This window comes from Nocardia sp. CA-135953 (genome assembly GCF_050955735.1).
Lineage (GTDB): Bacteria > Actinomycetota > Actinomycetes > Mycobacteriales > Mycobacteriaceae > Nocardia.
This window is the reverse complement of record NZ_CP192082.1, coordinates 2545245-2565530: the sequence shown is the minus strand read 5'-3', so window position 1 is coordinate 2565530 and position 20286 is coordinate 2545245. Positions and strand designations below refer to the sequence as shown.

Here is a 20286-nt window from a genome sequence, read left to right as displayed (position 1 = left end):
GCGCAGCCCCCACGACAGCGAGCACGCGGCATGCGAATGAACAGCCGACCAGCGGAATCCCGATCGGGCCGGCCCGGATCCGGTCGGCCCGAGGCGCCCAGGCAATACCGCCCGCCGGCCACCGGCCCGGCGGCCAGAGCGGCCGCAGGGCGCGGTGATGTTGCTCGCGACCGTTACTCCGACAGCGAGCCGGCAGATTGCGGGACCTTGATACAGGAACTTTCATCAACAGACCCTATAAAGTGATATTAGTCACCTTAATATCTCTATATTTGGCTACTGCTCCAACCATCAGGGCCGATATAGACGCTCCAGCCTCGATATAGTTAACTAATAGATATGGATGGTGTTACGACTCGCTACCCAGACAGGAAGGGACGACCAAGCCCCGCCCTCGTCGAATGCTCGGTCGGAGCACGGTTCGCCGAGACCGCCCGCCGACGCGGACATGCCACGGCCCTTCTCTGGGAGGAGGACGGGACTCTGCAGCGCCTGGACTTCGCCACCTTGCTCGATCGGGTCGAGTCCGCAGCGGCCCGGCTGCAGGCGCTGGCCGCCCCCGGAGACCGGGTGGCGCTGTGGGCAGCCAACTCGGTCGACTGGATCGTGGCCGAGTACGGAGCCGCGCTCGCGGGCCTGGTGCTCGTTCCGTTGAATCCGGCACTGTCCACCGCCGAGGCCGCGCATATCCTGACCGACGCCGGTGCTCGAGTTGTCCTGGCGGGACCGACTTGGCGCGGGCACGAATTGCTCGCGTCCGCCGAGGCATTGGCGGTCGACCACCACCCGGTCGTCCTGCCCGTCGAGGCGATTACGCGCGGAGAGCGGGTAGCCCCCACGGTACTTCCCCACGTGTCACCCGAGTCCATCCTGCGCATCCAGTACACCTCGGGGACCACGGGCGCACCGAAGGGCGCAGTGGTCACCCATCTCATCGGGGCAAACGTCGGACCGTTGTCGCACTTGACGATCGGACTCGGCCAGGACGATATCGCCTGTTCACCGCTGCCCTTCCACCATGTAGGCGGGTCGGTGTGCACCAGCTCCGCGGCACTGCTGCGTGGCTCGGCCTTCGTGGTGATGCCGGGCTTCGAACCCGCGCGCACGCTCGCCCTGCTCCGCGATGCGGAGGTCGCCTATTTCGGCGGTGTGCCAACCATGTTCGTGTCCATGCTCGAGGCTTGCACTGGCCCGCCTGACCTGCCGCGGCTGAAGTGGATGATGCTGGGCGGTTCCGACGTCGCCCCTGACCTGATCAATCGGGTCGAGCAGGTGTTCGGCGTCGAGATCCTCAATGGGTACGGTCAGTCCGAGGCACCCTCGGCACTGCAGACGAGCGCCGGGGATCCCACCTGGGTGAAGGCCCGGACGATCGGTCGCGCAAACCCGTTTCGCGATACGCGAATCACCGACCTCGGTACGGGCGAGACACTTCCGCCGGGCGAGACCGGCGAACTATGCCTGCGGGGCAGGCTCACCATGAGCCGGTACTGGCACGAGGACGTGTCGCAACGGTCGGCCGCAGTGGACGAGGACGGCTGGTTGCATACCGGTGACCTCGCCGAAATGGATGTCGACGGCGTGGTTACTTTGCGCGGCCGCCTGCGCGATCTGATTATCCGGGGTGGGGAGAACATCTACCCCGCCGAGATCGAGGCCGTCCTGGTCCAGCACCCAGCCATCGCCGAGGTCGCGGTCGTCGCTGCTCCGGATCCGAAATGGGGCCAGGTGCCGGTCGCGTTCGTGCGGCCCACCGCGGAGCCACCCGATCCTGCACAGCTCGAGGAGTTCGCCCGTGAGCGCCTCGCTGGTTTCAAGATCCCCCGGATCTGGCACACCGTCGACGAGTTCCCGCTGACCCCCTCCGGCAAGGTTCAGAAGGTGCGACTCACCCGTCTGCTCAACGAAGCGCCGCCGGCTCAGACCTGACCCCGGCCCGCTGATATCAGGAGGTCCCATGCAACGCGTCACCATCGGCGAGGTCATCCGTGAGCACCGTCGAAGTTTTCCTGGCCGCAAGCAATGCATCACGTCGTACGAAAGCCCGAGTCCATCGTGTTCGTGGACGCGATCCCCGGTCGGGCCGAAGCCACGGACCATGGGGCCGATGGACCAGCGATTCGGCGGCGGCGGACACCCCGGCCGAAGTGTGGTCCGCGGATGACTCCACGATCGCTCAAAGTACTACTTCATTCTCATCCAAACTGATCCCACAGAGACGGAGGATCGCCGTGGCGACCGACCTTGCCGACTTCACACGAGAGGTACAGCAGTTCCTCGAAACGCACGCGCGCCGGCGGGAGTCCGCCGATCAGTTCCGCTGGGGACAGGGCAGCGACCGTGTCGGCTATTTCAACAACCTGCCTGCCGAAGAGGAGGCGGCCGCGGTCGACGCGGCGCGGGCCTGGCAGCGGACCCGGTTCGAGAACGGCTTCGGCTGGATAACCGGACCGGCTGAGTTCGGCGGCCGTGATCTCGGACAAGTCCACAGTCTTGTTTACGACGCGTTGGAGGCCGAATATGAAGTGCCCGACACCGGCGTGCTCAGTGTTATCGGGCTCGGCATGATCGGGCCGACCATCCTCACCCACGGCAGCCCCCAGCAGCGGGAGAAGTACCTGCGCCGGATGTACTCCGGCGAGATCATCGCCTGCCAGCTGTTCAGCGAACCGGCCGCAGGTTCCGATCTGGCGGGCGTGACCTCGCGCGCGGTCCGCGACGGCGACGACTGGGTGATCAACGGGCAGAAGGTCTGGACCTCCATTGCCCAGCACGCTCAGGTGGGTGAGTTGCTGTGCCGGACCGATACTGATGCACCCAAGCATCGCGGGATCACGGCCTTTCTGCTGGACCTCGACACCCCGGGCGTGGAGATACGGCCGCTGCGTCAGATGACGGGCGGTGCGGAGTTCAACGAGGTCTTCCTGACCGACGTCAGAATCCCCGATACGCAGCGGCTCGGTGCCGTTGGTGACGGCTGGAAGGTGGCCCTGACCACCCTCATGAACGAACGGGCCACCGTCGGCGGGGAAAGCGGAGGCGCCGCATCCGAGGCGATCACCGCCGAGCGGCTCACCGCTCTGTTGCGAGCCGTCGCCCGTGAGGACGACGCCGCCCTGCGCCGCGACCTGTCCTCGCTGCTCGCGAGCGTGCGTGCAGCCAAGTCGCTCAACGAGCGGGCCGCACGACGGCTGCGCACAGGCAGCGCTCCCGGCCCGGAAGGGTCGATCTCCAAGCTGGCGCTCGCGCAGAATTTGATCCGCGGATCGCGGTTCGCCGCCGACGTCCTGGGCCCGCGGATCATCGCCGACACCGGCGCCTGGGGCACGTACGCCTGGGCGGACCTGCTCCTGGGCGCGCCTGCCCTGCGCATCCTCGGGGGCACCGAGGAAATCATGAAGAACATCTTGGCCGAGCGCGTGCTCGGCCTGCCGAAGGAGGGCGCCCGATGACAATCGACCCAGGACTTGACCGAGTCCGCACCCAAACCGCGGGCGAGGAGGAACTGGCAGATCTTCGGGAAACAGTGCGAGCCTTCCTCGCCGACCACTCCAGCGAAGAGGCTGTCCGCAAGATCGCCGACGATCCGGACGCGCTCGGCTACGACCCCCAGGTGTGGTCGCAGATGGGCGAGCAGCTCGGACTGATGCAGCTTGCCCTCCCCGAAAAGTTCGGCGGCGACGGTTACGGCTTCCCGGAGCTGCGCGTGGTCCTGGAGGAGCAGGGTGCCGCACTCCTGTGTTCTCCGTTCGTCGCCTCCGCCATATTTGCCGCGCAGTCGCTGCTGTCCTCGGGCGACGACGAGGCTTGTGCCCGCTACCTGCCCGCAATCGGGTCCGGGTCGACGATCGCGACCCTCGCGCTCGCGGAGGAAGCGGGCGTCTGGGACACCGGTGCGATCGAGACCGTTGCGACCCGCGGCGATGCGGGAACCTGGCGGATCACCGGAACGAAGTGCTTCGTACCCCACGCGGGCGCGGCCGAACTTTTCCTGGTCGCCGCGAAGACTCCCGAGGGGCCGAGCCTGTTCGCCGTCGAGCGTGGCACGGCCGGGCTGGGGGTCCGGAATCTGCAGACCATCGACGGCACCAGCCCGCTCGGTGAAGTGACCCTCGCAGAGACGCCGGCGGTCCTGATCGGAACGGCCGGCGGCGCCGCCGACGGTCTGCGGCGAGTTGTCGATCTCGGCGGGCTCGCGCTCGCCGCCGAGCAGGTGGGCGGTTTGCGCCGCTGCCTGGAGATGTCCGTGGCGTATGCCAAGGAACGCAACCAATTCGGCCGGCCCATCGGATCGTTCCAGGCGATCAAGCACAAACTCGCCGATATGCTGGTGCGAGCCGAACTCGCGGACGCTGCCACGGAAGCGGCCTGCGAGGCGGTCGCCGAGGACCGGCACGACGCCTCCCCCGCAGCCCTCGCGGCCTACATCACCGCATCCGAGGCGTTCGAATTCATCGCCGCGGAGACCATTCAGGTGCACGGAGGTATCGGGTTCACCTGGGAGCACCCGGCCCATCTGTACTTCCGCCGCGCACGCGCCGCGCAGAACCTACTCGGCGGTCCGACCGCGGCACACCACCGGCTGCTCGAGCGGATGGGTATCTGACCACATGACCAATCCCGCTCCGACCGACCGCGCACAGGAGTTCTCTGCGGTTTTCGACACCTATCCCGGAATCCGGCTCGACCAGGTAAATGTCTCTTACTTCGCGGGCTTGCTCGAGCACCGGCTGCTCGCCGGCCACTGCGACGCATGTACAGCCTGGCACACACCGCTGCGGTCGCGATGCCCGTCCTGCTGGTCTCCCGCCGTCGCGCCCCAGGAGGTGAGCGGGCGCGGGCACGTTCATGTCCTTACGCTGCTACACCAGGGACCGCCGGGCGTCCCCTATTCCCCACCCTGGCCGCTCGCGGCGATCGAGCTCGCCGAACAGCCCGGACTCCGGATCACGGCAACCCTGGTCGACACACCGGTCGAAAAGCAGCGGATCGGGCAGCCGGTCGAGCTGACATGGATCGAACGCGACGGCGCACCGTGGCCCGCATTCCGAGCGGTGGCAGCATGACCGCACTGAAGGACACCGTCGCAATCAGCGGCATCGGCCGCTCGCCCTACCGGCGCGACCGGGACGTCACCGAGCTGTCGATGGTCACCGACGCCGTGATCGAGGCGATCCGAGACGCGGGGCTGACCCGGGACGCGATCGACGGTGTGGTCGGCGGCGGGGTCCTCACCGGCGGCGTCGATCCGGCGACAGTTGTCTCGGCCCTTGGCCTGCCGCAGGTCACTTTCTGGGCCCCTTGTAAACCTCCGATCGTGAACGCGCTGATGAGCGCAGTACACGCAGTGGCGTCCGGTACTTGCCGGGCCGTGGTCGTCTACCACTCGATGTATCGGCTAGCCGCCACCCCGTTCCGCGCACGTGCGGCATTCGGACTCCCAGATGGCCGCGCCTCCACCGGTGACGGCCACACCGACAGCGAGCCGTGGGGAATGTTCGGGTCGACCGGTTACGCCGCATGGGCCGCCCGGTACCTCGCCGAGTTCGGCCGCACCCGGGACGATTTGTCGCTGATCCCGCGCAACGACCGCCGCAACGCCGCGGACAACCCCGGCGCTGTCATACAGGCCCCGATGAGCCACGACGACTATCTCGCGGCACGAATGATCCGGGAACCGCTCTGTCTCTACGACATGGACGTGCCGATCGATGGGGCGGACGCATTCGTCGTCACGGCCGCAGACCTGGCGGCCGACCTGCCGACGGTCCCGGTGCTGGTGCACGCGCTCGCGATGGGGATGACCGCACATCCCGAGGAGCACCTGACAGCCGATATACGGAATACCGGACAGCAGGTGGCCGCCGCGGCACTGCGTGCGCGCAGCGATCTCTGGATCGACGACGTCGATGTATTCCTGCCCTATGACGGCTTCTCGATCATTGCCCTGCGCGCCTTCGAGTCCTACGGCTTCTGCGCGGACGGTGAGGCCGGCGACTTCCTGCGGGACAACTGGGACGCCGAGCAGGGCCGGATCCTGCTGCGCGGCCGGGTACCGGTGAATCCGCACGGGGGCAGCCTGTCCGAAGGCGGCTCGCAGGGTGCGGGTCACCTCCGAGAGGCGGTCGTTCAACTGCGCGGCACCGCCGACCGCCGGCAAGTAGACGGCGCGGCGTCTGCGCTCCTGGCACCCGGCGGCTTCTTCTTCAACGCACAGGCAGTGGTGCTACGCCGCGAGGCGCCGCTACCGGCCGCAGCACCAGCGTGAGTCCACCGCCGCGGGTTTACGAATGTCACGTTTCAGCGCGATGAAAACGCGCCAATAATCAGTTAACCTATTTATCTATAGGGTGCGTTGGGTGCCCTACCAGCCATCAGAATCGGGAGATCCATGACCGTGACCGAGCCACAACTGTCCAGCGCAGAGGTCGAGCCGCTGGTCCGCGGTAAAACCTGGGAGGAGATGACCCCCGGTTCGGTGTTTCGTACCGCCCGCCGGACGGTTACCGAGGCAGACCTGGTCCAGTTCATCACCTGGGGTGGGTTCAATGAGCCGTTGTTCTACGACAATTCGCATGCCGCCGCAGGGGGCTACACCGGGCGCCTGATCCCCGGCGCGATGATCTACTGCATCGCCGAAGGCCTGATCCTACAAACCAACGTCCTGAACGGGACGGGCCTGGCGTTCATGCACATGGAGTTGACCGTCTCGCGGCCCGTATACGTCGGTGACACACTGCACGCGCTGGTGCGCACCACCGAATCCCGGGCGTCGAGCAAGCCCGGCCGCGGGGTCGTCACCGCGCATGTGAGCGTACGCAATCAGCGGGACGAGGAGGTGCTCGTATTCACGCCGGTCCGGCTGATCCGCGGAGCCGACTTCGTCGAGTCCGAGGAAACTCGGGCCTGAGACGAGCTGGAAATTGCGGAATGCCCAGTAATTCGGCGGCCGTCGCAGCGGACCGAATCACTGGGCACCGCCGAGCCGATAGCTTCGGTGTTCAGTTCGGGACGAAACCATTACCGGATGCGCGGCAATACGTCACATCCCACCGGTCGGTATCAGGGTATTGCCGACCGGGTACGACAGAGTGCGACGATCGCGACCGAGATCCCTCGCGGTCGCCCACTCGGCCTAGAACCAGGGAGTTCCTCAATCCCCTCGAGCCGATCGCGTATTCCCGGCTGAATCCTCGGTGCTCGGCGACATGGCCACGGGCACTACCACATCGAGCTGTCGCACGACCTGCTGTCTGCGCTCAGGGAACGTCCCGCCTCGCCAGCCGTGGCGGGCCCGCCGTGCGCCAATCGGCGCTGTCCACGCCTGGTTTCGCTGCGGAGTAGCCGTCTCCGTTGATGTCCCTCCAGTGCGCATGGTTCAGCTGGTGGAGGTAGAAGTTGCTCTGCAGCGCGGTATTGAAGCCCATCGTGTCCAGTGTCTGGTTGACCGAATCCTTGATCAGCAGCGCCGTCATGGTGGGCCGTTGGGCGATCCGGCGGGCGAACTCCTCGGTCCGGCTTTCGAGCTCACCCGGTGGGAACACCTTGCTCAACATCCCCAGGCGGTACGCCTCCTCGGCATCCAGCGCGTCCCCTGTGAGCAGCAGCTCCTTCGCTTTGCGCGGACCGAACTCCCAGGGATGGGCGAAGTACTCCACCCCGCACATCCCCAGCCGGGTCCCGACGACGTCGGCGAACACAGCGTCCTCGGAAGCGACGATCAGGTCGCACGCCCACATCAGCATCAAACCTGCGGCGAGCACGTTACCCTGCACCTGCGCGATGGTGATCTTGCGTAGGTTCCGCCAATTGCGTGTATTGGCGAAGAAGTGTTCCCACTCCTGCAGCATCTGTTTCTCTACTCCACCGGGGCGCGTCCCACCGTGCACGAGGGTCGAAGGATGCGCGTCCGGTCCGGGCTCGGTCTCGCGCCGGTGCACTGCGGAACCCATATCGTGCCCCGCCGAGAATGCTTTGCCCGCACCGGCCAGGATCACGACCCTCACTGTGTCGTCGGACTCGGCGAGGTGGAATGCCTCGTCGAGTTCGACCAACAGACCACGATTCTGCGCGTTGCGAGCCTCCGGCCGGTTCAGTGTGATGCGTGCGATCCGCCCTTCGTCGAGTGTCTCGTAACCGACGAATTCGAACTCGTTCACTGTGCTCATAGCTTTGCGGCACTCCTCTTCGTCGATGCCGGCCACCGTGCAAACACTGGGGCAGCACTTGTCAGATCAGGTCGGCCGCGAGATTGGACCAGTTGATCAGCATCGCCGTCCCGCGGGGCGTCAGGTCGTATCCGGCCTGCGGGTAGCCGTTGCTGAGCACACAGAACGAGATCCCGCTCGCAGGATCGCAGAAACCGATCTGATATGCCGAGCCTGCGTGACCGAAGGTCTGCGGGGAACCGGTCGCCGGCATCCATCCGTCGGGATTGTCACCCCGAACGTTCACGAACAGGCCGACCGAGGCAGGCTTCATGCCACCGCCGTAAAGCTTGTCTCCCGCCGGGATCGCGGTCACGTGCGGCCGTGTCGCCTCCGCGATCACCGCTCGCGACCACAACGACGAGTGCAGCAGCGCCTGGTAGTGCAGCGCGACGTCAGCGGCGCCGGCACACACGGCGTGCGCCGGCTCACCGGCTGCCACGACCCGGCGGTCCCGGAAGAACCACGGCCCCCACGGATCGACCTCGGAGCCGTCGCCATCCGTGCACACCATGGGCGCGACGGTGGCGATCTGCTGCTCCTCGCTCAGCCCGAGAGCAAAACCGAGACCGAGCGGCTCAGCAATCTCACGGTGCAGGTAGTCGGCCAGGCAGAGCCCGGTGCGTCGCTCGACGATCTCGGCAATGATCCACGCGGTAGATGTCAAGTGGTACTGCAGGACCTCGCCCGGCGGACTGTCGAGTCGCCATTTGGTGAAGGCGGCCAAGCGCGCATCCCGGTCGGCCATCTTCGGATATCCGAGCGGAGCGAAGGCCAGACCCGCGGTATGCGTGAGCATATGCGCGAGCGTCACCACGTCCTTCCCGTTCGTACCGAACTCGGGAATGATTTCCGCGACGTGTTCGGATACGCCGACCTTGCCGTCATCGATGAGCTTCCAGATCGCGCTCGCGATGATGGTCCGGCCGACCGACTGCAGGAGGTATCGGGGCGCTCCCTCGCCCCAGGTCTCGTTCGCTACCAACCGACCGGCACGGGCAACGGCGACCTGAACGGACGGGAGCGCTCCGTGATCGACCTCCAGGCGGATCCGGCGCAGCAGCACATCGAGACGGTACGGATCGATGCCGACCTCCTCGGCCGGAACGATCTGCCCGCTCTGTGGGACGACTCCCCCGCCTGGCATGCCAGCTACGTACCCGTTCATAAGCTGGCCGACAGGCCGGGGAATACGATCATCATTTCGCGCCGAGGAGTTCGAGCCCGTTGTCGCGGAGAAAGCGCTTGCGCGCCTCCTCGCCGAGGCCCTCCACTTTGGCGTAAAAGTCTGCGGGTTCGCGCAAGCCCTCGGCGTGTGGCCAGTCCGACCCCATGAGCAGGGAGTCGACGCCGCCCAGCCGGTCGGCCAGGGCAATGGTGTCGTCCTCCGGATAAGGCACGACGCGCACGTGGCGCCGGAAGATCGCGCTCGGCCGTTCCTCCAGCTGGCCACCGAGCCAGCGGCCGTTGCGAGCCATCCCACGGCTCTTGTCCATATGCCGGATGAAATGCGGAACCCACTCCGCACCGTACTCACTGACCAGGACCCTGATATTCGGGAAACGGCCGAACAGGTTGTCGAAGATCAACGCCGAGAGCGTATCGGTGATCGGGCGCTCGCCGTAGGTGTTCTGCCACTGCCAAGCCGAGAACTGGAAGGGTGGGACCAGGCCCCACCCCCAATGCGAGGCAACATTTTCCTGGTAGTGGTACTCGGTGATATGGAAGGCGACCACGGCTTTGGCCTCGTTGACCCGCGCCCAGAACGAGTCGAAGTATGGGTCGCCCGGGGAACGGCCGTTGACCGGCCCCGGCGGAAGCATGATGAACCGGGCGCCGGTCGCGAGCACACGGTCGAGTTCCTCGCACGCCCGGTCCAGATTATCCAGCGACAGCAGCGCCGGCGCGTAGATCCGGTCCCTGGTGTTGAAGCCCCAATCCTCGTCGATCCAGCGGTTGAACGAGGTGAGATTGTCGAACAGGACGTCACCCTTCAGGTAGGCCCAGACGAACAGCCCCCAGCCTCCCGGGTACATGATCGACCGCTCGATCTGCTGCTCGGTCAGCTGGGCCAGGCGCGCTTCCTTGTCCTGATATTCCTTCTGGATCGGCTCATAGAAGCGTTCGGCGTCGCCGGCGTCGCCGGACGAACGGGCCTTGAGCATCTCGACCAATGAGCCCGGCACATACGCCTGGTCGAGGTTATTTTCGAGGGCATTGACGATGCGATCGTTCGCCAACAGCATCTTTCGTGTGCCGTCCGCCGACATAATCGGCCGTATCGCGGTGTCCAGCTTGTCCTTCGGCATGAACCGGGTGAAGCAGTCCTCCGCCTCGATGGAGTGCTGGTCGAAGTCCAGCAGCTTGTAGGGGAGTGTCCCCACCGAGTTCTCGATCATTGCCATTTACGAATTCCCTTCACACAGTCAGCCTTGTCGACGCGAAGTCGACAAGACGAATAATGAGAGATTCTATCTTAATGAGTTAGCTTTTCACAATGATTGTTCCTGCCGGATCAGTAGGTGCGCAGCCCCATGCTGCGCGCGATACCGTTGCGCTGAATCTGGCTTGTCCCGCCCGAGATGGTGGTCACGATCGACTCGCGGTAGCGGAAGCTCATCACGCTCTCGGTCGAGAACCCGTGACCGGCCATCACCTGCATACCGAGCCGAGCAGCGTTGGCATAGGTCTCCGAACCCTTGAGCTTCGCCATAGCGCCCTCCCTGGTGCAGGACATGCCCTGCGAGAGCATCCATGCCGCCCTGCGCGTGAGCAGCCGGGCCGAGTCGATCTCCACCTGCAGATCAGCCATCGCGTGTGCCAGCGCCTGGAACTCGCCGATCGGACGGCCGAATGCGTGCCGGACCTTCGAATATTCGAGCATCTCGTCGAGCGTCGCCTGCGCGGCGCCGACATAGCCACCGCTGAGCAGGACCCGCTCCAGCTCGAGGTTCGACAGCATGACCGTCCATGCCTCCCCCTCTGGACCGACCAGGTTTTCCTTGCTCACCTCGACATCCGTGAGCGAAACCTCGGTAGTGCCCAGGATGTGCCGAGCCAGTGTCGGTGTGCGGCGGATCTCCACGCCCTTGGCGTTCGGGTCGACCAGCAGCAGGCTCAGTCCTTTGTGCTTCGGTTCTCGCGCACCGGTCCGCACATACATGGCGATCGTCGTATTGGGCTGTCCCCCTCCCGTGCACCACATCTTCTGCCCGTTCACGACATAGCGGTCGCCGTTGGCAACCGCGCTCGTGCGCAGTGCGGCCGCATCCGATCCCGTCTCCGGTTCCGAGATGGCCACCGCCAGACGGTGTTTGCCGGTCATGATTTGTTCGCGCACCCAGCGCTTCTGCTCCGGATTCGCCCAGCGGAATACGGTCATGGCGGGAATGAGAACCCCGATGAAGCACATGGCCACGTCGAAGCTCGCGCGCCCCAACTCCTCGGCGATCAGAGCGAGTTCGATCGGGCCACCCCCCTCTCCACCATCCTGCTCCGAGAAGGGCAGCGAGAACCAGCCTAGATCTGCGAAACCGTTTAACAATTCGTCGGGAAGTACCCCCTCCTCGTCCCATCGCTTCGCCGTTTCCGGCGGGCAGACTTTCGTCACGAAATCCCGGGCGGTCTTCCAGAGCATCTCCTGCTCATCGGTCATCCCAAAGTCCACGAGGGCATCCTTCCCAGAATGAGCCGCGCGGCCACGCGCCGACTCCCCATTATCTAATTCATTGTACTATGAACAGGGCCGAGGACGATTTGACACACGCATGCGATATCGAAATCACACGAAGACCACTGATGGCTCGGCGGTGAACACGCCGCCAGCCCACTGATCGACAACTCGAGCACCGCATGTCACACGTATGCGGCAGGCGCCGACCGCGAGGGCGCAGGGCCGGCAAGGCTTGGTCGCGAAGAACGACGACCACCGAGTTTCGCCGTGAGAACCGCAGGATACACACCTATAAACGCCGATTCCCGGCTGGCACGCCGTCAGCGCGCCAACCGGGAATCGGTGGCAAATCCGGTGGAAGTCAGCCCATGAGGTCCAGCACGGTGGTGACGTCGGGACGCAACAGATAATCGCGGGCTTCGGTCAGGTGCTTGCGCCAGACCTCCTCGGCGCCGGACTGCACACCGGCCTCGATGAGATCGACTACCCGATGGTGCGCCTTGAGCCCCAAACTTATACCCGTTTCTTTGGGCGTGGCCGCCTTCGCCTCGACCCAGTCGATGTTGGCTTGGTCGATGATGTGCTGGACCATACCGGTCAGGACGCGCAACGTCTGGTTTCCGGTCAGCTCGACCAACAGTGCGTGAAACGCCGTGTGTGTCCTTATCGCCAACGTCGGCGTATCGGCCACAGCCTCGTGATCCTTGAGTGCGGCGCGCAACAGTTGGATATCCTCGTCGGTCCGGCGGGCGGCGAGCAGCCCGACGATGGGAGGTTCGATCAGGATGCGCGCCTCGTACACGTCGGCCAGGGTCGTCCCCCGGAACTCGAGGACGAAGCCGGCATACCGTGCGGCGACGTCGATATTCGGCACTTGGACCCGCGCACCGCCGTGTGCGCCGCGACGCACGGTGATGAGCGACTCGGACTCGAGCACCCGGAAAGCTTCGCGCAGCGTCGGTCGGGAAACACTGAACCGTTCGAGCAGTTCGCTCTCCGACGGCAAGGCCGCGCCCTCGGCGAGATCACCTCGGATGATTTGCCTGCGGAGCTGGTCGGCGATCAACTCCGCAGTCTTCGGCAGGCGGGGTGGCTGAAGCCTCCCGGCGGCTACCGTATCGACCTGGGCCACTGCCTTCCTCTCGGTTTCGTTCGCAGATTCATGCATCCAATAGCACGACTAGTTATTTAACTATACCCTATCGCCCACCGCCGGCCTCTGTGACGCTCGCCGCATGAGCTGTCGAATCAGCGCAGCCACAGCGACTCTCACGAGACGACGAATGGGACGAGCGCCCGGCGCGGCATTGCCGCCACGGCTCGACCGATGCGATAATAACTTAATGATTTATCTATCCAACGACTCTGTATGGTGCCAGCATGACGGCTGCTGATAGCAGGACTCGCGACCTCCATGGCCCGTTACACGGTGTGAAGGTTATCGAGATCGCCGGTCTCGGGCCCGGTCCGTACGCCGCGATGCTTCTGTCCGATATGGGAGCCGATGTTGTCCGGGTGGATCGTCCGGGCCCGGTGTCGGGCCGGCCGGAAGTCTACGCACTCGCCCGTGGGCGCCGCTCCGTCGTCATCGACATGAAGCAGGATGAGGGCTTGGCCGCCCTCCTCGATCTGGTCGGCGCCGCGGACGTCCTCATCGAGGGGTTCCGCCCCGGCGTCGCCGAACGGCTCGGCTTCGGCCCTGCCGTGTGCTGTAGCAGCAATCCACGGCTCGTCTACGCCCGGATGACCGGTTGGGGCCAAGACGGCCCATTCAGCCAGATGGCCGGACACGACCTGAACTATCTCGGGCTCACCGGTGCATTGACATTGCTACAGCGCTCGTCGGACTCGCCTCCCCCATCACCCCCGGGCTTCATTGCCGATTTCGGCGGCGGCGGACTCATGATGGCCTTCGGTATCGTCAGCGCGCTGTTCGAAGCGCAGCGATCCGGCTCCGGCCAGATCATCGACGCATCCATGGTCGACGGCGTTGCGTCATTGACGACTCTGATCTACGCGATGACCGCACAGGGCCGCTGGAACCTGGACCAGCCCGGCACCAATTTCTGCGACGGCGGCGCGCCCTACTACGCAACGTACGAAACCGCGGACAACAAATTTCTCGCAGTTGCTCCGATCGAACCGCAGTTCTACGCGACCATGGTCGGTCTGCTGGACCTGTCGCTGGACGAACTGCCCAACCGGGACGACCCTGCCAAGTGGTCCGAGTTGAAGGAGCTGTTCGCCGGGATCTTCCGCACGAAGCCACGCGACCACTGGGTCAGCCTGTTCGAGGGATCCGATGCGTGTGTCACTCCGATACTCAATTTCGCCGAGGCACAGCAACATCCGCACAACGTGGCCCGACGCACCTTCGTAGAGGAATTCGGCGTCGTGCAACCGGCCCCGGCCCCGCGCTTGAGCGGCACACCGGCAACCATAACTCGTCCGCCCGCGATCCCTGGCGCCCATTCGCGCGAGGTACTGCTCGACTGGGGTCTGGCTTCCGATCGAGTCGGCGGTCTGATCGACTCGGGCGTGGTCATCGAACGTACCGACGTCCCCACGTAACTCGTATCTACACCACGGGATGGGCCCCGGTCCGCGAACTCGACGTCGCGCGGACCGGGGCCCATCCCGTTTTCGTCAGATGCCGATACGGTCGGCGACGAGTTGCCGCTGAAAATCCGAACCACCGAGCAGGGCCTGCGAACTCTTCGCCCGTTTCAGGTACAGATGCGCCGGGTGTTCCCAGGTGAATCCGATACCCCCGTGAATCTGGATATTGTCCCCTGCAGCCTGCAGGTAGGTGTCGACGCAATGAGCCTTGACCATCGGCGCCACCACCGGTACGTCGGCGTGCCCGGTCGCAGCGGCCCACAGCGCGTAGTAGACCGCGGACCGCGAGGACTCGAGGTCGACCAGCATCGAGGCACACATGTGCTTGATCGCCTGGAACGATCCGATCGGACGCCCGAACTGTTCTCGCACCTTGGCGTAGTCCACGGCCATGTCGAGCACGCGGCCAGTGCCTCCGAGCGCATCCGCGGCGAGCGCGATCGAGGTGAGATCGAGCATCCGGCCGATCGCAGCCTCCGGATCCGACGCAGCAATCCGCTCGGCGGGCGTATCGGCGAAGGTCAACCGCGCGAGCTTGCGGGTTTGGTCCATGGTGGCCAGCGGAATCCGTTCAAGGCCCGAGGCGGACGCTTCAACCGCGAATACACCGATCCCATCGCCCACGCGGGCCACGACGAACACCAGGTCGGCACCGACTCCATCGACGACATAGGACTTGTGGCCGTCGAGCCGCCAGTCCCCGCCATCCTGCCGTGCGGTCAGCGTCACCGCGTCCGTCTGCCAGGAGCCACTGTCCTCGGCCAGGGCCACGGTCGCGATCAGGTCCCCACTCGCGATACCCGGCAACCAGCGAGCGCAGGCAGCCTCGTCACCGAGTGCCAGCAACAGTTGAGGAGCCATCACGCCGGACGCCAGGAACGGCGATACTGTCAGTGCCCGACCGAGCTCCTCGAGCACGATCCCCAGTTCGACGAAAGTGAATCCGGCGCCGCCATACTCCTCGGGTACCGCGACACCCTGAAGCCCGAGCTCGCTGCCCATCTGCTTCCACAACTGCGGGTCGAAGCCCGCGGGTTCGGCCATCTGTGCGCGGACGCCGGCCTCGCCGGCTCGTTCTGTCAGGAACTCGCGCAGTACTTCCTGCAGCGTGGCCTGCTCGTCGTTGAGTGCGAATTCCACCGCGACTCACCCCTTCCGGGCGGCAAACTTCTCCGGCACCGCTCGGTACTCGGAGGTATCGTGTGATTGGCTCTCGGCAGCCAGGCCGTATCCCAGCATCGAGACCGAGGCTTGGCGCAGGTGCTGGTTGAGGACCATCTTGGTGTCCTGGACCGCCTGCGGAGGCAGATCCGCGAGCTTTCGGGCGCTGTCCATCGCATTCGCCATCAGCTGATCGGCGGGGTCGGCGTAGGTGGCCAGCCCCAGTGAGACAGCGTCGGCGGCGGGGATGCGATCGCCCATCAGCAGATAGCGCTTTGCCCGGAGAAGGCCGATGTTCAGCGGCATCGCCACCGCCCCTCCGTCACCGGCGACCAGGGCTACCTGCACATGGGGATCCGCCATGTAGGTCGCCTCGGAGATATGCACGATATCGCAGGCGGCGGCCAGCGTGCAGCCCAATCCCACTGCGGGCCCATTCACTGCGGCCACCACTGGCAGGTGGACGTTGATGAGGTCCTCGAAGAGCTGGCGCCCCTCCCGCAACCGAGCCCTGCGCTGGGCGAAGTCATCCGCCAAAACCAGGAAGTCGTCGATGTCGCCTCCCGCGCTGAAGGCGCGTCCGGCCCCCGTCAACACGACCGCGCGGGCCTTGGGGTCCGCACATACTTCGCGGAAGGCCGTCAGCAGAGCCAGATGCATCTCAGCGCTGAACGCGTTGCGCAAGTCCGGACGGTTGAGCGTGATCACCCTGACGGGACCGTCCGCAGAGACGATTACACACTCGTCTGTCATGTTCACACTCCTTGTGCGAGCCGAAGGCTTGTTCGTTCTTCCTCGTCGGCCCAGAACGACGACATTGACGAGGTTAACAGTAGAAAGATACAACTACTTATATTACATATGCCAATGGTGTCGTACGGACTCCCAGATGGGCGACCGAAGAGCAGACCGAAGAGCACCTGATGGAAACAACCCGTCCAGCTGATACGGAAGAGGTAACGAGGATGTCACCCAAGGCGCTCGACGGAGTGCGAATTTTGGACCTGAGCCGGATTCTGGCCGCGCCGTTCGCCACGCAACAGCTGGCGGACCTGGGCGCCGATGTGATCAAGATCGAGCAGCCCGGGCGCGGCGACGACGCACGCGAGTACGGCCCCCCCTTCCTGGGCGACCGTGCGGACACCGGGATGGCGGCCTTCTTCCTCAGCTGCAACCGCAATAAACGATCGGTGACATTGGACTTCACGACGGCACGCGGGCAAGAAATCATGCACGACCTGCTGGAGCACTGCGACGTCGTGGTCGAGAACTTCCGCCCAGGCGTCCTGGACAAGTACGGCCTCGGCTGGGAAGGGGTGCACAACCGGTTCCCGCACGTGGTTATGTGTTCGATCACCGGATTCGGACAAGACGGCCCGTACCGCGCACGACCCGGCTACGACGGCATTTTCCAGGCCGTCAGCGGGATGATGAGTGTGTCCGGTATCCCCGATGGGCAACCCGGCGCCAGCCCGATGAAGTCCGGGCTGTCACTGGTGGACCTCCTCACGGGCCTCTACGCGACTTCTGCGATCCTGGCCGGACTCCGCCACCGCGACCGTACCGGCGAAGGCCAGCATCTCGATGTCTCGTTACTCGACTGTGGGATCGCGAGCATGTCCCATTACGTCGAGAACTATCTGGTCTCGGGAACTGTCCCCGAGCGCCGTGGAAACGGCGGTTTCGGCGGAATTCCGTCCCAGGCGTTCACCTGCTCGGATGACCGGATGATCTTCTTGGTGGCTTCCTCTAACGCCCAGTTCAGCCGCGCGTGCGGCGCCCTCGGCCAGCCGGAACTCGCCCAGGACCCTCGTTTCGATTCGATCGCCGCGCGGATCGGGCACCGGACCGAACTGCTGGAGATACTCGAAGAGATCTTCCGGACCAAACCCGCTGCACACTGGCTCACCGAGTTGGAAGCCGTCGATGTCCCGGTCGGGCCGGTCAACGATATCGCCGAGGCGCTTTCCGACCCGCACGTCCGCTCGCGGGACCTGCAGATGACCATGCAGCACGCGCAGGAGGGACCGATTCCGGGGCTGCGGTACCCGATCAAGATGTCCCGCACCCCGGTGACGGAGTACACCGCGCCGCCATTGCTGGGCGCGGATCAGGACGCGGTCCTGGGCGGTCTCCTCGGCTATGACGCCGAAAAGATAGCCGCCCTGGCCGCGGACGGAGTGATCTGACCCGATACCTCGCCCCGAACGCCGCGCTCAGACCGGGCGCGGCTCCCGGGGAAGGCCGAGAGCGCGCTCGGCGAGCACGTTCAACTGAATCTGTGTGGTACCGCCGAAGATCGACTCCGACCGACTGCCCAGAAATGCCTGCTGCAACCGGTTGAGCTGGTACTCGTCACCCACGACTTCGGCCGCCGCGTCGAGCGCGCGCATCGCGGTCTCCCCGATCCGAATATGCGAGTTGCTCGCGAAGACTTTGCTCAATGAGGCCTGCGTCGTGGGGTCGATGCCACGGCCCTTGATGGCTGTCATCAAGCGTCGGCCGTTCCACTCCATGATGCGAGCCTCGGTCCAGGCACGGACCAGGTCCCCGCGCAGCGCGGCCCCAGGAGCGCGACCGTGCGCTCGGGCCGCCTCGATCATCGCGTCGACCTCGCGATGAATGCGCAGATGGTCCGCCAGCAAGGTGGTGCCACGCTCGGTGCCGAGTGCTCCCATCGCGACCCCCCACCCCTGGTTTACCTCACCGACGACCAGCTCGGCCGAGGTACGGGCATCATTGAAGAACACTTCGCAGAAATCGTCGCCGCCGAGCATATTGCGGATCGGCCGGATGTCGACACCCGGCTGGTCGGCGGGTACGAGCAACATCGAGATACCACGATGGCGCGGGGCGTCCGGATCTGTGCGGCACAGTACGTAGAGCCAGTCGGCGAATCCTCCGTGTGAGGTCCATACCTTCTGGCCATCGATGACCCACTGGTCACCGTCGAGCCGGGCCCGAGTGCGTAGCCCGGCCAGGTCCGAGCCATTGCCGGGCTCACTGAATCCCTGGCCCCACAATTCCTCGACGCGAGCGATCGGCGGGAGGAAGCGTGCCTTCTGCTCCGGGCTGCCGAATGCCAGCAGGGTCGGGCCGAAAAGGTCCTGCCCTTGCATCGTGGCACGGAACGGCGGGTCGGCCCGCGCGTACTCGAGCTGGTAGATCAGCTGCTGATCCACGGAAGCATTGCGACCGCCGTACTCCTCGGGCCAGCCCATACACAACCATCCGCCGGCGGCCAGCTCCCGATCCCAGGCCAGCCGCACGTCGTACGCCTCGGCGTCCCACGAGACGCCGACACCGCGGTGCCGGGCGAACTCGCCCACGACGTGCTCTTCGAACCAGGTGCGCACTTCCTGCTGGAAATCCGCGAGTTCCGGGCTGAGTGTCAAATCCACTGTGAGGGTCCTCCAGTCGGTAGGTAAGCGGGCCCCTACAGCCGCTCGATGATGGTGCCCGTGCCCATGCCGCCGCCGACGCACATGGTGACCAGGGCGTACCGCCCGCCGGTCCGTTCGAGCTCGTAGAGCGCCTTGGTCAGCAATACGCCTCCGGTAGCGCCGAGGGGATGCCCCAACGCGATGGCCCCGCCGTTGATGTTGACTCGGCTCATATCGGCCTTCGTCTCGTGTGCCCAGGCAAGCGCGACCGAGGCGAACGCCTCGTTGATCTCGATGACATCCATGTCCTCGAGGGTCAAGCCGGTCCGCTCCATCAGCGCGTGGGTCGCGGGAATCGGGCCGGTCAGCATCATCACCGGATCGTTGCCGACCAGCAAGGTGTCGACCACCCGAGCCCGCGGGCGGACGCCGAGCTCGGCGGCCCGTTCCTCGGTCGTCAACAGCAGTGCGGACGCTCCGTCACAGATCTGCGACGAGGTACCGGCCGTATGCTGGGCACCGGGCCTCTCCGCCAGGTTGAGCCGCAATCCCGCGAGGGTCTCTGCCGTAGTGGGCCGGGGGCACTCGTCCACCGAAATGGTCCGCGTGCCGGTGACCACGCCGTCCTCGTCCACCACCGGTACGGTCACCGGGACGATCTGCGAGGCGAAGCGCTCTTCTGCGATCGCGCGAGCGGCCCGTTCCTGCGAGGTCACGGCGAACTGCTCCAGCTGAGCGCGGGTGAAGCCCCATTTCTCGGCAATCCGCTCGGCGGCCTCGAACTGGGTCGTGATCTCGTAGTGCTGTTCGTAGCGCTCGGTCTTCGAGCGCCCGAGTTCCGGCAGCACCGACGCGGTCATCGCCACCTGGTTCATCGACTCCACACCACCGGCGATCGCGACGTCGGTGACACCGCCGGCCACGAGCCCGTAGGCGAGCGTGAACGCTTGCTGTGACGAACCGCACTGTGTGTGGACAGTGAAGGCCGCCGCCCGCTCGTCCAGACCGGCCGCCAGCCAGGCGCTGCGGGTCACATTGCCGGACTGCTGGCCGACCTGGCTCACACAACCGCCGGCTACCTGGCCGACCACCGCGGAATCCACGCCGGCCCGTTCCACAGTCGCCGCGAGTACGTCGCTCAGCAGATCGGGTGCTGGGTAGCGGGACAAGCCCCCGCGCTTCTTTCCGACCGCAGAACGGACCGCTTCGACAATAACGACGTCGGACATTTGCCTTCTCCTCG

At 65.4% G+C, this 20286-nt stretch carries 17 protein-coding genes; 8 read left to right on the top strand and 9 right to left on the bottom strand.

The window, feature by feature from the left end:
* Positions 1-339: 339 nt before the first annotated feature.
* From ACQPXH_RS11725 to ACQPXH_RS11700, 6 genes are all read left to right on the top strand, one after another.
* A complete protein-coding gene (locus ACQPXH_RS11725; protein ID WP_433602343.1) occupies positions 340-1929 on the top strand; it encodes a class I adenylate-forming enzyme family protein in 1590 nt (529 codons plus the stop codon).
* A 302-nt stretch (positions 1930-2231) separates the two neighbouring features.
* Positions 2232-3452 (top strand): acyl-CoA dehydrogenase family protein, encoded by a 1221-nt coding sequence (locus tag ACQPXH_RS11720; RefSeq protein ID WP_433602342.1) that lies wholly within the window; start codon positions 2232-2234, stop codon positions 3450-3452.
* Positions 3449-4606 (top strand): acyl-CoA dehydrogenase family protein, encoded by a 1158-nt coding sequence (locus ACQPXH_RS11715; protein WP_433602341.1) that lies wholly within the window; start codon positions 3449-3451, stop codon positions 4604-4606. Before ACQPXH_RS11720 ends, ACQPXH_RS11715 begins: the two co-directional genes overlap by 4 nt.
* 4 nt (positions 4607-4610) lie before the next feature.
* A complete protein-coding gene (locus ACQPXH_RS11710) occupies positions 4611-5066 on the top strand; it encodes a Zn-ribbon domain-containing OB-fold protein (protein WP_433602340.1) in 456 nt (151 codons plus the stop codon).
* The gene (locus ACQPXH_RS11705; protein ID WP_433602339.1) at positions 5063-6268 is read left to right on the top strand and encodes a thiolase family protein; all 1206 of its coding nucleotides are present in this window, start codon (positions 5063-5065) and stop codon (positions 6266-6268) included. The genes ACQPXH_RS11710 and ACQPXH_RS11705 overlap by 4 nt, the downstream gene beginning before the upstream one ends.
* Positions 6269-6391: 123 nt before the next feature.
* Positions 6392-6910 carry a MaoC family dehydratase gene (locus ACQPXH_RS11700; RefSeq protein ID WP_433602337.1) on the top strand — a complete coding sequence of 173 codons (519 nt, stop codon included), beginning with the start codon at positions 6392-6394 and terminating at the stop codon, positions 6908-6910.
* A 349-nt stretch (positions 6911-7259) separates the two neighbouring features.
* On the opposite strand, the gene ACQPXH_RS11695 is transcribed toward ACQPXH_RS11700, so the two are convergent.
* From ACQPXH_RS11695 to ACQPXH_RS11675, 5 genes are all read right to left on the bottom strand, one after another.
* Positions 7260-8168 carry an enoyl-CoA hydratase gene (locus ACQPXH_RS11695; protein ID WP_433602336.1) on the bottom strand — a complete coding sequence of 303 codons (909 nt, stop codon included), beginning with the start codon at positions 8166-8168 and terminating at the stop codon, positions 7260-7262.
* Positions 8169-8229: 61 nt separating this feature from the next.
* Positions 8230-9354, bottom strand: a complete 1125-nt coding sequence (locus ACQPXH_RS11690; RefSeq protein ID WP_433602335.1) for a serine hydrolase domain-containing protein — start codon at positions 9352-9354, stop codon at positions 8230-8232.
* Between the two features lie 52 nt (positions 9355-9406).
* Positions 9407-10612 (bottom strand): amidohydrolase family protein, encoded by a 1206-nt coding sequence (locus ACQPXH_RS11685; RefSeq protein WP_433602334.1) that lies wholly within the window; start codon positions 10610-10612, stop codon positions 9407-9409.
* Positions 10613-10722: 110 nt separating this feature from the next.
* Entirely contained in the window at positions 10723-11874 is a 1152-nt protein-coding gene (locus ACQPXH_RS11680; protein WP_433602333.1) for an acyl-CoA dehydrogenase family protein, read from the bottom strand.
* A gap of 367 nt (positions 11875-12241) precedes the next feature.
* Entirely contained in the window at positions 12242-13012 is a 771-nt protein-coding gene (locus ACQPXH_RS11675; protein WP_433602332.1) for a FadR/GntR family transcriptional regulator, read from the bottom strand.
* A gap of 248 nt (positions 13013-13260) precedes the next feature.
* Between ACQPXH_RS11675 and ACQPXH_RS11670 the strand changes: the two genes are divergently transcribed.
* Positions 13261-14451: a CaiB/BaiF CoA transferase family protein gene (locus tag ACQPXH_RS11670; protein ID WP_433602331.1), complete on the top strand. Its 1191-nt coding sequence runs from the start codon at positions 13261-13263 to the stop codon at positions 14449-14451.
* A gap of 75 nt (positions 14452-14526) precedes the next feature.
* Here the strand turns inward: ACQPXH_RS11670 and ACQPXH_RS11665 are convergent, their stop codons facing one another.
* Complete coding sequence (locus ACQPXH_RS11665) at positions 14527-15639, bottom strand: acyl-CoA dehydrogenase family protein (protein WP_433602330.1); 1113 nt, start codon at positions 15637-15639, stop codon at positions 14527-14529.
* A 6-nt stretch (positions 15640-15645) separates the two neighbouring features.
* Entirely contained in the window at positions 15646-16368 is a 723-nt protein-coding gene (locus ACQPXH_RS11660) for an enoyl-CoA hydratase/isomerase family protein (protein WP_433602329.1), read from the bottom strand.
* Positions 16369-16583: 215 nt separating this feature from the next.
* Between ACQPXH_RS11660 and ACQPXH_RS11655 the strand changes: the two genes are divergently transcribed.
* Complete coding sequence (locus ACQPXH_RS11655; protein ID WP_433602328.1) at positions 16584-17849, top strand: CaiB/BaiF CoA transferase family protein; 1266 nt, start codon at positions 16584-16586, stop codon at positions 17847-17849.
* 27 nt (positions 17850-17876) lie between these two features.
* On the opposite strand, the gene ACQPXH_RS11650 is transcribed toward ACQPXH_RS11655, so the two are convergent.
* Positions 17877-19061 carry an acyl-CoA dehydrogenase family protein gene (locus tag ACQPXH_RS11650; RefSeq protein WP_433602327.1) on the bottom strand — a complete coding sequence of 395 codons (1185 nt, stop codon included), beginning with the start codon at positions 19059-19061 and terminating at the stop codon, positions 17877-17879.
* A gap of 35 nt (positions 19062-19096) precedes the next feature.
* A complete protein-coding gene (locus ACQPXH_RS11645) occupies positions 19097-20272 on the bottom strand; it encodes an acetyl-CoA C-acyltransferase (protein ID WP_433602326.1) in 1176 nt (391 codons plus the stop codon).
* Positions 20273-20286: the final 14 nt, after the last annotated feature.